Raw genomic sequence first — 13470 nt, 5'->3', positions numbered from 1 at the left:
AAGCTTACTGGAACAGATTCAGGTTTTCTTTGGCATAGGCTTCGAAATCGGTGCAGCCGCCGATGTGTTTCTCATCGAGGAAAATCTGCGGTACGGTTTCTACCGGCTTGCCGACGGTTTTTTCCAGATCGGCCTTGGTGATGCCTTCAGCGTGGATATCAACATAACGGAAGTTGAAATCGTCACGTTCTTCAGTCAGTTTTTCCGCCAACTCTTTCGCACGGACACAATAAGGACAGCCAGGGCGCCCGAAGATAACTGCAAACATGCAACACTCCTTAGATTGATATTCAATAATTTAATCGCAACTGCAATGACATTCTGTCAGTCGAAAAAGACTTGAGCCTGAACATTACCCGCATTGATGGCGCTTACTATGCCCGTTGGTTCGGCGAAAAAAAAGCAGGAATTACCTGTTAATCTGATTCATGTAACCGATTAAGCCGCCGGGGGTGTCGCCGCCGATGGGAATTCACTACACTGGAGGCAGAGCTTCTGGAGAAGAAAAATATGCGTTCATTCGGTGACTTACCGCGTACGGTGCTGGTTTTGGAAGGGCTGGGCATGCTGTTGTTGGTGCTGGCCTATCTGAGCATTCATAGCCACGTTCAATTACCCGGCTGGTTGGCCTCACAGCAGGCGGCGGTGGGAATGATCTTCCTCGGCGTGGCGCTGATGGTACCGGCGGCGGCATTTCTGGTTTGGCGGGTGGTGCAAGGATTTGGCCCATTGATGCGCGGTGGTCTGCCGCCGCAGAACGATCGGCACAAACCTGATATGCCTGAAGATAAAAACGACAGTGAGCCGCGTGGCTGAATAAGGGCCACCGGAGACATACCTGCCAGGCAGGTGCTTGCCTTTTTGGGGTGACGAGTGAAAATTGCCATTCTTTCGCGCGACGGAACGCTGTACTCATGTAAACGCTTGGTGGAGGCGGCGGAACAGCGCGGCCACAGCATCGAGGTTATCGATCCACTTTCTTGCTATATGAACATCAACCCGGCCGCGCCGACTATCCACTACCGCGGCCGTCAATTGGAGCGTTACGACGCGGTGATCCCGCGCATCGGCTCCGCCATCACCTTTTATGGCACTGCAGTGCTGCGCCAGTTTGAACTGTTGGGCAGTTATCCGCTTAATGAGTCGGTGGCGATCACTCGTGCGCGCGACAAGCTGCGTTCGCTGCAGTTGCTGGCGCGGCAGGGGATCGATTTGCCGATCACCGGTTTTGCGCATTCGCCCGACGACACCGGCGATTTGATCGAACTGGTTGGTGGCGCGCCGCTGGTGGTCAAACTGGTGGAAGGTACGCAGGGTATTGGCGTGGTACTGGCGGAAACTCGCCAGGCGGCAGAAAGCGTGATTGATGCCTTTCGCGGCCTTAACGCCCATATCCTGGTGCAAGAATATATTCGCGAGGCGCAGGGCAGTGATGTGCGCTGTCTGGTGGTGGGGGGAAAGGTAGTGGCAGCCATTGAACGGCAGGCCAAACCCGGGGAGTTTCGTTCCAATCTGCACCGTGGTGGCACTGCCCGCAAGGTAAGCATCACTGCCAAAGAGCGGGCGATTGCGGTCAAGGCCGCCACCACACTGGGGCTGGATGTCGCCGGGGTGGATATCCTGCGTGCGGCCCGTGGCCCGCTGGTGATGGAGGTCAATGCTTCGCCGGGATTGGAGGGGGTGGAAAGCACCACCGGGTTGGATATCGCAGGCAGGATGATCGAGTATATTGAGCAGCGCGGCAGGCCGGGTTTCAGGTTGAAATCGGGCGGATAAGTTTGCCGTAAAAAATTCGCCTTGCTGTGGCTGGAGTTGCGGCTTTTTATCGACCATATTTACCCTAATAGCGAATTAAGCCGCATTGATCGTGGCGTAGCGGGGTAATTTTCCGTAAGCTATGCGCCTTTTCGCGTTTTGAATATTGTGAGGCTGGTATTATGGATTCACTCATTGTCCCTGATTTGGCGTTGTTGCGACGCTGGCTGGATCAATCGGGCATTTCATTCTTTGAGTGCGATTCCTGTCAGGCGCTGCACTTGCCGCACATGCAAAATTTCGATGGCGTATTTGATGCCAAGCTGGATCTGGTCGACAACGTGATCCTGTTCTCCGCACTGGCCGAAGTTAAGCCGACATCATTGATCCCACTGGTGGCCGATCTCAGCCAGATCAACGCCAGTTCGCTGACTATTAAAGCGTTTGTTGATATTCAGGACGACAATCTGCCTAAGCTGATCGTCTGCCAGTCGCTGAGCATTGCCGTTGGCGTCACGCTGGAGCAGTTCACCCACTTTATGCAGCAGGGCGAAGAGCAAATCTCGATGGTGATCCTCGAGGCGCGGGCGAACGATCTGCTGTTTATGGGTGACGAAGAAGATAACACGGCTGCGACTGACCGCCTGCCAATGCTGCACTGATCCCCACTGTACATGATGCGTGCCGTCCCTCCGGCGGCATGCTGTCGTTATTCCCTTCCGCAATAAAATATTCTGTGTTTAACCCTCTGCTGCCAGATATTCCTCTTCGTTTATGCCATTAATGGCGTATCACATACAGACAAACTGCATAAAAAATCGATAAAAGCCGGTTTTATCCCCGGAGGCTGGTGCGTTGTGGCAACAGCGGTTATGCTGCTGATTCTGCTAAGGGCTTGCGATTCCCCTGGTGACCATGCGGGCTGGGCAACTGAAAAAGGTGTATGCAATCAACTGCATAGACATTCAATCCGTGGTTGCGACGATTGCGCTCGATCAGGAAAGGTTTTGTATCGTTTGCGGTACAAGTTCAATTCTATGATTCACCCCTGTTTTGGAGGAAGTTACGGATGGTCACCCAACGTAAAAAGTGGTTATCGGGTGTGGTTGCCGGCCTGCTGATGGCAGCAAGCGTCACGGCGTCAGCCGAGGAAAAAACGCTGCACATCTATAACTGGTCCGACTATATTGCGCCGGACACCTTGGCCAAATTCCAGAAAGAAACCGGCATTAAAGTGGTGTACGACGTCTTTGACTCCAACGAAGTGTTGGAAGGTAAACTGATGGCGGGCAGCACCGGTTATGATCTGGTGGTACCTTCATCCAATTTCCTCGAGCGTCAGTCGAAGGCCGGCATTTTCGAGCCGCTCGACAAGAGCAAGATGCCGAACTACAAAAACCTTGATCCCGAGATGCTGCAACTGGTGGCGCACAACGACAAGGACAACAAGTACGGTATCCCTTATCTGATGGTGACTACTGGCATCGGCTATAACGTCGACAAGGTGAAGGCGGTGCTGGGCAAAGACGCACCGGTTGACAGCTGGGATCTGATCCTCAAACCGGAAAACCTCGAGAAGTTGAAAAGCTGCGGCGTTTCCTTCCTGGATGCGCCAAGCGAAGTCTATGCCACCGTGCTGCACTACCTGGGTAAAGATCCCAACAGCACCAACGCGGCAGACTACACCGGTGCGGCCAACGATCTGTTGCTCAAGCTGCGGCCGAACATCCGTTATTTCCACTCTTCCCAGTACATCAACGATTTGGCAAACGGTGATATCTGCGTAGCGATCGGCTGGTCCGGCGACGTGATGCAGGCGGCCAACCGTGCCAAAGAAGCGAAGAACGGCGTGAACGTGGCCTATGCAATCCCGAAAGAGGGGGCGCTGACCTACTTTGACATGTTCGCCATGCCGGCAGATGCCAAAAACAAGGACGCTGCCTACCAGTTCCTGAACTTCCTGATGAAGCCTGACGTCATGGCGGGGATCAGTAACTTCGTGTATTACGCCAACGCGGTGAAGGACTCTACACCGCTGGTCAATGCCGAAGTCCGCAACAATCCGAACGTGTACCCACCGGCCGATCTGCGCGCCAAGCTGTTTACGCTGAACGTACAGTCGCCGAAGCTGGATCGTGTGATTACCCGCGCCTGGACTAAAGTTAAAAGCGGGAAATGATCAATAGCGGCTCAGCATGCTGAGCCCGGTGTCATACCAGCAGGCGGGTGCTCCCCGCCTGCGTTGCCATTTTGGGCCATGGCAATCGCCGTGGTTTTTTGTACTGTTTGCACCGGAGAGCACCCCGATTGAACGACGTCATCCCTCGTCCTCAAGCCAAGTCGCAGAAGGTCTTCACTCCTCTGCTGGAAATCCGTAACCTCACCAAAACCTTTGACGGCCAAAACGCGGTCGAAGATGTCAGCCTGACCATCTATAAAGGCGAAATATTCGCTTTGCTGGGGCCATCTGGCTGCGGGAAGTCGACGCTGTTGCGCATGCTGGCCGGTTTTGAACAGCCGTCGGAAGGGCAGATTGTGCTCGATGGGCAAGACATGTCGCACGTGCCGCCTTACCAGCGACCGATCAATATGATGTTCCAGTCCTACGCGCTGTTCCCGCACATGACGGTAGAGCAAAACATCGCCTTCGGTCTGAAACAGGACAAAATGCCGCGTGCGGAAATCGCCGAGCGGGTAGCGGAAATGCTGTCGCTGGTGCACATGCAGGAGTTCGCCAAGCGTAAACCGCACCAGCTATCCGGTGGCCAACGCCAGCGGGTGGCACTGGCACGCAGCCTGGCCAAACGGCCGAAACTGCTGTTGCTGGATGAGCCGATGGGCGCACTGGATAAAAAGCTGCGTGATCGCATGCAGCTGGAAGTGACGGATATTCTTGAGCGTGTTGGCGTGACTTGTGTGATGGTCACCCATGATCAGGAAGAGGCGATGACCATGGCAGGGCGCATCGCTATCATGAACCGTGGCAAATTTGTGCAGATCGGTGAACCGGAAGAGATCTACGAGCATCCGAACAGCCGTTTCAGCGCCGAATTTATCGGCTCGGTCAACGTTTTTGATTGTGTGCTGCAAGAGCGTCATGACGATGGCCTGATCCTGCAAAGTCCCGGTTTGCGCCATGCGATTAAGGTGGACTCCGATGCCTCGGTAGTGGACGGCGTGCCGATCCAGGTCGCACTGCGGCCGGAGAAAATCATGCTGTGCGAAGAGGTTCCGCAGGACGGCTGCAACTTTGCGGTGGGGGAAGTGGCGCATATCGCCTACCTCGGCGACCTGTCTATCTACCATGTGAAGTTGCTCAGCGGCCAGATTATTAGCGCCCAATTGCAAAACGGTCACCGTTTCCGCAAAGGGATGCCGACCTGGGGCGACGAAGTGCGCCTGTGCTGGGAAGCCGACAGTTGTGTCGTGTTGACGGTGTGAGTCGAGAAGGTGAGGAATAATCATTATGACAATGCTTGCTGAACACACACCGCCGGAGCCACCGGCCAAAGGGCCCGGCCCGCTAAAAGCCTTTTTCCAGCGCCTGCAGATGGCCCATGGCCGCAAGCTGGTGATCGCGGTACCGCTGCTGTGGCTGACGCTGCTGTTCCTGCTGCCGTTCCTGATCGTGTTCAAGATCAGTCTGGCGGAACTGGCGTTGGCGGTCCCGCCCTACACTGATCTGATGAGCTGGGCAGAGGGTAAGCTGGACATCGCGCTCAATTTTGCCAATTACCTGCAACTGACCGACGATCCGCTGTATATAGACGCTTATCTGCAATCGCTGCAGGTGGCGGCGGTATCGACGATTTGTTGCCTTGTTATCGGCTATCCGCTGGCCTGGGCGGTGGCGCATAGCAAATCCTCAACCCGCAATATTTTGCTGTTGTTGGTGATCCTGCCGTCGTGGACCTCGTTCCTGATCCGCGTCTACGCCTGGATGGGCATTCTGAAAAACAACGGCATCCTCAATAACTTCCTGTTATGGACCGGGGTGATCGATCAGCCGTTGGTGATCCTGCACACCAATCTGGCGGTGTATATCGGCGTGGTGTATTCCTACCTGCCGTTTATGGTGCTACCGATTTACACCGCGCTGACGCGGCTGGACTATTCGCTGGTGGAGGCGTCGCTGGATCTGGGGGCTAAACCGCTGAAAACCTTTTTCAGCGTGATTATGCCGCTGACCCGCGGCGGGATTATTGCCGGTTCTATGTTGGTGTTTATCCCGGCGGTCGGCGAATTCGTGATCCCGGAACTGCTGGGGGGGCCGGACAGTATTATGATCGGCAGGGTACTGTGGCAGGAGTTCTTTAATAACCGTGACTGGCCAGTAGCCTCTGCAGTGGCCACCGTCATGCTGTTGCTGTTGATCGTACCGATTCTCTGGTTCCACAAGCACCAGAACAAGGAAATGGGGGGGCAGGGATGAACAACTTGCCGGTAGTGCGTTCGCCGTGGCGTATCGCTATTTTGGTGTTGGGTTTCACCTTCTTGTATGCGCCGATGCTGATGCTGGTGATCTACTCGTTCAACAGTTCCAAACTGGTGACGGTGTGGGCCGGTTGGTCAACGCGCTGGTATACCGAGTTGTTCCATGACTCGGCGATGATCAGCGCCGTTGGGCTCAGCCTGACTATCGCCGCCGCCTCGGCGACCGCGGCAGTGGTGCTGGGGGCGATTGCGGCAGTGGTGATGGTCCGTTTTGGACGTTTTCGGGGTTCAACCGGTTTTGCTTTTATGCTGACGGCACCGCTGGTGATGCCAGACGTGATCACCGGCCTGTCGCTGCTGCTGTTGTTTGTGGCGATGGGGCATACCTTTGGCTGGCCGTCGGAGCGGGGGATGTTCACCATTTGGCTGGCGCACGTCACCTTCTGTACTGCCTACGTTTCGGTGGTGATCAGCTCGCGTCTGCGCGAGTTGGACCGCTCTATCGAAGAAGCGGCGATGGATCTGGGCGCGACACCGCTGAAAGTGTTTTTCGTGATCACTCTGCCGATGATTGCACCGGCGCTGATTGCCGGTTGGATGCTGGCCTTTACCCTGTCGCTGGATGACCTGGTGATTGCCAGTTTCGTCGCCGGGCCGGGCGCGACCACCTTGCCGATGCTGGTGTTCTCCAGCGTACGTATGGGGGTCAATCCGGAAATTAACGCCCTGGCGAGTTTGATCCTGCTGGTGGTCGGCGTTATCGGCCTGATTGCATGGTGGTTTATGGCGCGCTCGGAAAAACAGCGATCGCGCGAATTACAAAAGGCTGCCCGTAGCTGAGTCTGATTAAACCTGCTATTTTTGCAATTATTGGTATTGCAATTGATTACCTGACTTTATATATCTCGTTTGAATATACCCTATAGCTTTCGAGTTACAGCGAGCGCAGGTAACAACGCTGCAACTTGAAAGATGACGGGTATAGATGGCGTTTTGTTGCGGAACATGGACATGTCAGACATGCTGAACAGCAGGCAGGGAATAAGAATGAATTCAGATGCGCCAGTACCGGTGATGGTGGCCGGAACGGCGATGGTGGCCATCAAGTGCATCAGCGTGCTGTTGCTGTTGGGGGAACTGGGGGTCGATGGCGCTCAAGAGTTCGTCAGCACCAGTGCACAGGCCTGGGATTCCACCCTGATCTTTTTGGCCGGCCTGTTATTACTGTGCCTGCAAATCAGTTGCGGTTTTGCGGTGATGCGCGGCCGCAACTGGGGGCGTTGGGGCTATGTGGCCTGCCAGTGCCTGGTGGTCGGTTATTTGCTGTTGGCCACCATTGGCAGTTTTCTGCCGGAGGTGTTTACCGTCGAAGGTGAAACCAGCGGCCAAATTCTGCACGTCCTGATCCTGCAAAAAATCCCTGACATCGTCATCCTGGCATTATTGTTTGTTCCCGCAACCAGCCGCCATTATTTCGCCGCGCGCAATTGAGATTTTAACGGCGTAGAGTGATAAACTCTGCGCCCTTAATTATTCACCCCGAACTCAGGGTTATCTTCATGCATTGCGCTTTGTATACGGCGGGCACCTGCCGTTCCTGTCAGTGGTTGGAAAAACCGTACCCGCAGCAACTGACGGACAAACAGCATCATCTGCAATCACTGCTGAGCGACCGTGAAGTTGCGCAGTGGCTGCAGCCGATCGCCGGCGAGCAGAGCGCATTTCGCAATAAAGCCAAAATGGTGGTCAGCGGCAGCGTAGAGCGTCCGCTACTGGGTATGCTGCATCGTGACGGCACGGCGGTGGATCTGAGCGCCTGTCCGCTGTATCCCGCCAGTTTCTCGCCGATGTTTGAGGTGCTGAAAAGTTTTATCGCCCGCGCCGGTCTGGTGCCTTATAACGTGGCGCGTAAACGCGGCGAACTGAAGTACCTGCTACTGACTGAAAGTACCCACAGTGGTGGCGTGATGCTGCGCTTCGTGCTGCGTTCGGACAGCAAACTGGCGCAGCTGCGCGCCGCACTGCCGTGGCTGCAACAGCAGTTACCGCAGCTCAGGGTGATTTCCGCCAATATTCAGCCGGTACATATGGCGATTATGGAAGGGGAGCGGGAGATCCCACTGAGCGAGCAGCAGGCGCTGGAAGAGCAATTTAACCAGGTGCCGCTGTATATCCGCCCGCAAAGCTTCTTTCAGACCAATCCGCTGGTGGCTGCCGAACTGTACGCCACCGCCCGTGACTGGGTGCGGGCATTGGGTATCGACAGCATGTGGGATCTGTTCTGCGGAGTGGGTGGATTTGGCCTGCATTGTGCACTGCCGGAAACGCGCCTGACCGGCATCGAGATCAGCGCCGAGGCGATTGCCTGCGCGCGCCAGTCGGCGGAAACTCTGGGTTTGCGACACGTCGATTTCCAGGCGCTGGATTCTACCCGCTTCGCTACCGCCGAAGGCAGCGTACCGCAGCTGGTGCTGGTTAATCCGCCGCGACGCGGAATTGGCAAGGCACTGTGCGACTATCTGAACCAGATGGCACCGGGCTATATTCTGTATTCGAGCTGTAACGCCGAGAGCATGGCGAAAGACATTGAGATGTTGCCGGATTACCGCATCGAGCGCGTACAGCTGTTTGATATGTTCCCGCACACCGCCCATTACGAAGTGCTGACGCTGCTGGTTCGTAATTAAAGGCGCTTTTTAGCCGAAGTATAGGCCTCTGAGCGTTCACGTTTACCTATCGAGAGTACCAACACCACAATCTCCTCGCCGATGACACGATAGACCAGACGGTAACCAGAAGCCTTGAGTTTTATTTTATAGCAATCAGGCAGGCCGGATAGCTTATTGGCGGGGACCAACGGGTTTTCCAATACGGCCACCAATTTCCGCTTGAACTGTTCCCGGATCATCGGAGCTAATTTCTTAAATTCCTTCAGTGCATGTTCTTCGAATTCAAGGTTATAAGTCATCCAGATTGACCTTAATACGTTTGCCACTCATCCGTGAGCGGACTATTTCAGCGAGTTCGATATCTTCCAGGCATTCAGCAATGGCTTGCCAGGTCTCGGGAGAGACGTAATAACCGGAAATCTTTCCATTAGTAAGGACGGCTACGGGTTGTCCGTTGGCTTCTTTGAGTGCCGCGTTAGGTGACTTTTTAAAATCGCTGATACTGACGGCTGAATCAGCCAGGATGGGTTGGACGATCATAGTATTGCCTTTGGTATTAAATTTAGTATCAAATTTAGCACTGAGAGGGCGGGGAGGCAATGCATGACCACGTGAGTTGACCTCATTCGGTTTAATTGAGGTTATACTAAGCCCACTAGCGAGGGGAAAACATGAAAAAGCACCAGTCACAGAGACAACCCGGTAAGCCGACGTCAGAGCGTATTGCACGTGCCGTAGCCACTTCCACGGCCATTGAAACCGGGCAGGCGTCAACACAGGTGGCGGCTATATTGGCCGAAAAACGCGAAAAATACGCTTATCTTCACCTGGCCCTTTAGCCTGCTGTCAGTGCCTGTCTAACCCATTCCTGCATCGGTTGGTAATCCATCAGCATCCCATGATGAATGGCGGCGATATACTGCGGCCGATTATTTTCCCAACAGCCATAATCCAAAGGTTCAAACCCCGCCTGAACCGCCATCACGTCCGATAATAACCGCGCCAACCGACCATTTCCCTCGCGAAAAGGATGGATCAGTATCAGTTCGATATGGGTAATGGCGATGGCTTCAATTAATGCGGCTTCATCCAAATCGGTGCAGGGGGTATAGCGATCGAGGCAGTTTGACTGAAATTGGCCCATCAGCTTAACGATTTGTGCCGCCGGCGCGAACATAAAGCCGTCCTTACTGATATTGACCGAGCGGTCGTGGCCGGCCCAGTCATAGACATTGCCCAACCAGCGGTGATGCCATTGCCGGAGCATGGCCAGGGTAATCCTGCCCTGAGGGAGGTCAGCGCCTAAAACGGAGTGATATAATTTCTCCAGCAGCACCAATTCAACATCGTTGATATCTTCCACGCGAACTATACCCAGTTTATTGAGCAGTACTTCCTGGCGTTCACCGTCGGCAAATTGCCCCTGTGAGTTTGAAACATCGTATTTGTTCATCATCGCCACCTGTAAGTGGGTTGCTTTATGAACAGAATAGACTACAGAGATAAGTGTGGGGCGTGGTATTCCACGCCCTGGACCGTTGTTACTGAGGGAACCACTTGTCGTTAATGGCTTTGTAGGTGCCGTCGGCCTTAATGGCGTCCAGCGCGCTGTTGAGCTTGGCCAGCAGCGCCTGATTGTCCGGACGTACCGCAATACCCAGGCCGGTACCGAAGTATTGTGCATCGGTCACGTGTTCACCTACCGGAGCCAACTGAGGATTGTTCTTCAGCCACTCATTGACCACGGCGGTATCACCGAATACGCCGTCAATGCGGCCATTTTTCAGCTCGAGAATGGCGTTCTGATAGCTGTCGTAAGAGACGGTGTTAATCTCCGGATGCTTGTCCTGCATGTATTTCTGGTGGGTGGTGCCGTTCTCCATGCCGACCTTTTTCCCTTTCAGATCCGCCAGCGAACTGAACTTGCCTTTTTCGGCAATCACAATTGCCGAGTTGGCGTAATAGGGCTGAGTGAAGGCAACCTGCTTGCTGCGCTCTGGCGTGATGTCCATACCGGAGATTACCGCGTCGTATTTCTTGAATTTCAGCGCGGCGATCAGGCTGTCAAACGCCTGGTTGGTGAAGGTACATTCGGCCTTCATTTGTTTGCACAACGCATTAGCCAGATCGATATCAAAGCCCACGATCTTGTTGTTGGCATCGAGCGACTCGAACGGCGGGTAGGTGGCGGAAGCGGCGAAACGAATGGTCTCGGCTGCGCTGGCGTTAAAGGCGATGCCTGCTAATACTGTGGCGGCCAGCAATAGTTTTTTCATGCTTAAAGCTCCTGTCTGCAAGTCTGCGTATTTTTATCTCGTCACCGCTTGATTTTACTGACAATAACCCAGGGGTTTTGGCGGCTTTCGGTCGGTGTTAACCCTGCCATTTAATGAATTAATATGCAATATAAATGATTAAAAATTTGTTCTGGATGTAAAAAAGCCCCGCGCGATGGCAGGGCTTTGAGAGTATCGCTCTACTGACTCAGTTGCGACGTTCAAACGCCAATGCACGGCGCTCGACCAGGCGCATCAGCAGTGTCAGCAAGCCGTTGACGCACAGATACACCAGTCCGGCAGCGCCAAACACCATCACGTCGTAGGTACGGCCATACATCAGCTGGCTGTAGCCCATGACTTCCATCAGGGTGATGGTATAGGCCAGCGAGGTACTTTTGAACACCAGCACCACTTCGTTGGAGTAAGACGACAGCGCACGCTTGAAGGCAAACGGCAGCAGGATACGCAGCGACTGCGAACGCGACATGCCGAGGGCTTCACAAGATTGCCATTGACCGGCCGGGATCGCCCGTACCGCACCGTAAAACAGTTGGGTGGTATAGGCGGCACTGTTCAGCGCCAATGCGATCATCGCACACAGCCACGGCTGCGACAGCAAGTTCCATAACCACGGATACTCGCGGATCGCCGGGAACTGACCGGGGCCGTAGTAGATCAGGAAGATCTGCACCAGCAGCGGCGTACCGGTGAACAGGGTGATATAGATTTTTACCAACGGCGTCAGGATCGGCGTTTTCAGCGTCAGGATCACCGTCAGCACCAGCGACAGCACCAGCGCCACGATCAGCGCGGTGATGGTCAGCGTCAGGCTGGTATGCAGCCCTTTGATAATTTCCGGCAAGAACTCAAACATCAGGATGGCCCCCGCTCAAAACGCGTGGTGCGCAGTTCGATGCGTTTAATGATGTACTGGCTGAACAGGGTGACCACCAGATAAATCGCCGCCGCTATCACGTACCAGGTAAAAGGCTCCTGGGTGCGGGTGGCAATGCTTTTGGTTTGCAGCATCAGATCGTTAACGCTGATCAGTGACACCAACGCGGTATCTTTCAGTAACACCAGCCACTGGTTGCCGAGGCCGGGCAGCGCGTGCCGCCACATCTGTGGCATGATCAGGCGGAAGAAAATTGCCGTGGTGCTCATCCCCAGCGCCTGACCGGATTCCCATTGCCCCTGCGGCACGGCCTTCAGCGCGCCACGCAGCGTTTGCGACGCATAGGCCGAATAGAGCAGGGCGAGGGCAATGACACCGCACAGGAACGGGCTGACTTCAAAGTTATCAATCGCCAGTTGGATCGGCAGTTGGAACAGACCCAGGTTCAGGGTGAAGCCATCGGACAGCATCAACAACAGCTGTGATGAGCCGAAATAGATGAACAGCACCACCAGAATTTCCGGCAGGCCGCGCAACAGCGTGACCCAGGCGGTGCCGAGCCAGCTAACCACTCTCCAGCGTGATGACTCCCAGACGGCAAACAGCATCGCCAGGATCAGCCCAAGGATAAGGGCACAAACGGCAAGGCCGACGGTCATCCCGGCGGCGCTTGCTAAAGGTTGAATTTCATTCATCAGAGTTGATTACTGCTGGAACCATTTTTTGTAGATGGTTTCGTAAGTCCCATCCTGTTTGATTTTGTCCAGAGCGGCGTTGAACTTGCCCTGCAGATCGGTATTTTTCTGGCGAACGGCAATGCCCAAACCGGTACCGAAGTAGTCTTTATCGGTTACTTTGTCGCCCACTGCCGCCAGAGCCGCATTTTGTTTCAGCCATTCGTTGACCACCGCAGTGTCACCAAATACCGCATCAACGCGGCCATTTTTCAGATCCAGAATGGCGTTCTGATAGCTGTCGTAAGGCACGGTGGTGATTTCCGGGTGCTTATCGGTCAGGTATTTCTGATGGGTGGTACCGTTCTGCACGCCCACTTTCTTGCCTTTCAGCGCGGCGACGTCAGCCACTTTGCCTTTCTGGGCCACAAACAGGGCGGAGTTATCGTAATACGGCTTGGTAAACAGCACCTGTTTTTCACGCTCTGGCGTGATGTCCATACCGGCCATCACCGCGTCGAAACGCTTGAACTTCAGGCTTGGGATCAGGCTGTCAAAGGCCTGATTGGTGAAAGTACATTCGGCCTGGATCTCTTTACACAGCGCATTGGCCAGATCGACATCAAAGCCCTGGATCTTGTTGCCGGCGTCAATAAATTCAAATGGAGGATAAGAAGCTTCGGTAGCGAAACGGATGGTTTCGGCTGCAGAGGCGGAAACGCTGATGCCGGCCAGAACGGCGGCGATTATTAGTTTTTTCATCG

General features: G+C 54.5%; 18 protein-coding genes. 10 read left to right on the top strand and 8 right to left on the bottom strand.

Annotated elements, in window-relative coordinates; translation table 11 throughout:
- Nucleotides 1–4: 4 nt before the first annotated feature.
- A complete protein-coding gene (locus FCL49_RS06565) occupies nucleotides 5–268 on the bottom strand; it encodes a GrxA family glutaredoxin (protein ID WP_012006074.1) in 264 nt (87 codons plus the stop codon).
- Nucleotides 269–510: 242 nt separating this feature from the next.
- On the opposite strand from FCL49_RS06565, the gene FCL49_RS06560 reads away from it, so the two are divergent.
- The 9 genes from FCL49_RS06560 (at nucleotide 511) to rlmC (ending at nucleotide 8876) form a co-directional block, all read left to right on the top strand.
- Complete coding sequence (locus tag FCL49_RS06560; RefSeq protein ID WP_174352882.1) at nucleotides 511–816, top strand: YbjC family protein; 306 nt, start codon at nucleotides 511–513, stop codon at nucleotides 814–816.
- A gap of 57 nt (nucleotides 817–873) precedes the next feature.
- Nucleotides 874–1776, top strand: a complete 903-nt coding sequence (rimK, locus tag FCL49_RS06555; RefSeq protein ID WP_174352881.1) for a 30S ribosomal protein S6--L-glutamate ligase — start codon at nucleotides 874–876, stop codon at nucleotides 1774–1776.
- Nucleotides 1777–1937: 161 nt separating this feature from the next.
- Nucleotides 1938–2417 (top strand): YbjN domain-containing protein, encoded by a 480-nt coding sequence (locus tag FCL49_RS06550; protein WP_135315874.1) that lies wholly within the window; start codon nucleotides 1938–1940, stop codon nucleotides 2415–2417.
- A gap of 407 nt (nucleotides 2418–2824) precedes the next feature.
- A complete protein-coding gene (gene potF, locus FCL49_RS06545; RefSeq protein ID WP_174352880.1) occupies nucleotides 2825–3934 on the top strand; it encodes a spermidine/putrescine ABC transporter substrate-binding protein PotF in 1110 nt (369 codons plus the stop codon).
- Nucleotides 3935–4062: 128 nt separating this feature from the next.
- A complete protein-coding gene (gene potG / locus FCL49_RS06540) occupies nucleotides 4063–5196 on the top strand; it encodes a putrescine ABC transporter ATP-binding subunit PotG (RefSeq protein ID WP_174352879.1) in 1134 nt (377 codons plus the stop codon).
- Nucleotides 5197–5221: 25 nt separating this feature from the next.
- Nucleotides 5222–6187, top strand: a complete 966-nt coding sequence (gene potH, locus FCL49_RS06535) for a putrescine ABC transporter permease PotH (protein WP_410001295.1) — start codon at nucleotides 5222–5224, stop codon at nucleotides 6185–6187.
- Complete coding sequence (gene potI / locus FCL49_RS06530; protein ID WP_174352878.1) at nucleotides 6184–7029, top strand: putrescine ABC transporter permease PotI; 846 nt, start codon at nucleotides 6184–6186, stop codon at nucleotides 7027–7029. The genes potH and potI overlap by 4 nt, the downstream gene beginning before the upstream one ends.
- A 171-nt stretch (nucleotides 7030–7200) precedes the next feature.
- Nucleotides 7201–7680, top strand: coding sequence for a YbjO family protein (locus tag FCL49_RS06525; RefSeq protein ID WP_174352877.1), 480 nt, complete (start codon nucleotides 7201–7203; stop codon nucleotides 7678–7680).
- 68 nt (nucleotides 7681–7748) lie between these two features.
- The gene (rlmC, locus tag FCL49_RS06520; protein ID WP_174352876.1) at nucleotides 7749–8876 is read left to right on the top strand and encodes a 23S rRNA (uracil(747)-C(5))-methyltransferase RlmC; all 1128 of its coding nucleotides are present in this window, start codon (nucleotides 7749–7751) and stop codon (nucleotides 8874–8876) included.
- Here rlmC and FCL49_RS06515 read toward each other — a convergent pair.
- Together FCL49_RS06515 and FCL49_RS06510 are read right to left on the bottom strand one after the other, a co-directional pair.
- Complete coding sequence (locus FCL49_RS06515) at nucleotides 8873–9157, bottom strand: type II toxin-antitoxin system RelE family toxin (RefSeq protein WP_174352875.1); 285 nt, start codon at nucleotides 9155–9157, stop codon at nucleotides 8873–8875. The two genes, rlmC and FCL49_RS06515, sit on opposite strands and share 4 nt — an antisense overlap.
- Entirely contained in the window at nucleotides 9147–9398 is a 252-nt protein-coding gene (locus tag FCL49_RS06510; RefSeq protein WP_085116028.1) for a prevent-host-death protein, read from the bottom strand. The genes FCL49_RS06515 and FCL49_RS06510 overlap by 11 nt, the downstream gene beginning before the upstream one ends.
- A 131-nt stretch (nucleotides 9399–9529) precedes the next feature.
- Here FCL49_RS06510 and FCL49_RS06505 point away from each other — a divergent pair, with 131 nt between their 5' ends.
- The gene (locus tag FCL49_RS06505; protein WP_174352874.1) at nucleotides 9530–9697 is read left to right on the top strand and encodes a hypothetical protein; all 168 of its coding nucleotides are present in this window, start codon (nucleotides 9530–9532) and stop codon (nucleotides 9695–9697) included.
- On the opposite strand, the gene FCL49_RS06500 is transcribed toward FCL49_RS06505, so the two are convergent.
- The 5 genes from FCL49_RS06500 to artJ (FCL49_RS06480) all read right to left on the bottom strand — a co-directional run bounded on the left by FCL49_RS06500 (nucleotide 9694) and on the right by artJ (FCL49_RS06480) (nucleotide 13468).
- A complete protein-coding gene (locus FCL49_RS06500; RefSeq protein WP_174353476.1) occupies nucleotides 9694–10311 on the bottom strand; it encodes a Fic/DOC family protein in 618 nt (205 codons plus the stop codon). The two genes, FCL49_RS06505 and FCL49_RS06500, sit on opposite strands and share 4 nt — an antisense overlap.
- Before the next feature lie 88 nt (nucleotides 10312–10399).
- Complete coding sequence (gene artJ, locus FCL49_RS06495; RefSeq protein ID WP_012006085.1) at nucleotides 10400–11134, bottom strand: arginine ABC transporter substrate-binding protein; 735 nt, start codon at nucleotides 11132–11134, stop codon at nucleotides 10400–10402.
- Nucleotides 11135–11342: 208 nt separating this feature from the next.
- A complete protein-coding gene (gene artM, locus FCL49_RS06490; RefSeq protein ID WP_012006086.1) occupies nucleotides 11343–12011 on the bottom strand; it encodes an arginine ABC transporter permease ArtM in 669 nt (222 codons plus the stop codon).
- Nucleotides 12011–12727: an arginine ABC transporter permease ArtQ gene (artQ, locus tag FCL49_RS06485; protein ID WP_174352873.1), complete on the bottom strand. Its 717-nt coding sequence runs from the start codon at nucleotides 12725–12727 to the stop codon at nucleotides 12011–12013. The genes artM and artQ overlap by 1 nt, the downstream gene beginning before the upstream one ends.
- A gap of 9 nt (nucleotides 12728–12736) precedes the next feature.
- Complete coding sequence (gene artJ / locus FCL49_RS06480; protein ID WP_017892235.1) at nucleotides 12737–13468, bottom strand: arginine ABC transporter substrate-binding protein; 732 nt, start codon at nucleotides 13466–13468, stop codon at nucleotides 12737–12739.
- Between the last annotated feature and the right edge of the window lie 2 nt (nucleotides 13469–13470).

This window comes from Serratia proteamaculans, from assembly GCF_013337185.1.
GTDB classification, from domain to species: Bacteria; Pseudomonadota; Gammaproteobacteria; order Enterobacterales; family Enterobacteriaceae; genus Serratia; species Serratia proteamaculans_D.
The sequence above is the reverse complement of the archived record's forward strand: the minus strand, read 5'-3'. Positions and strand labels throughout refer to the sequence as shown.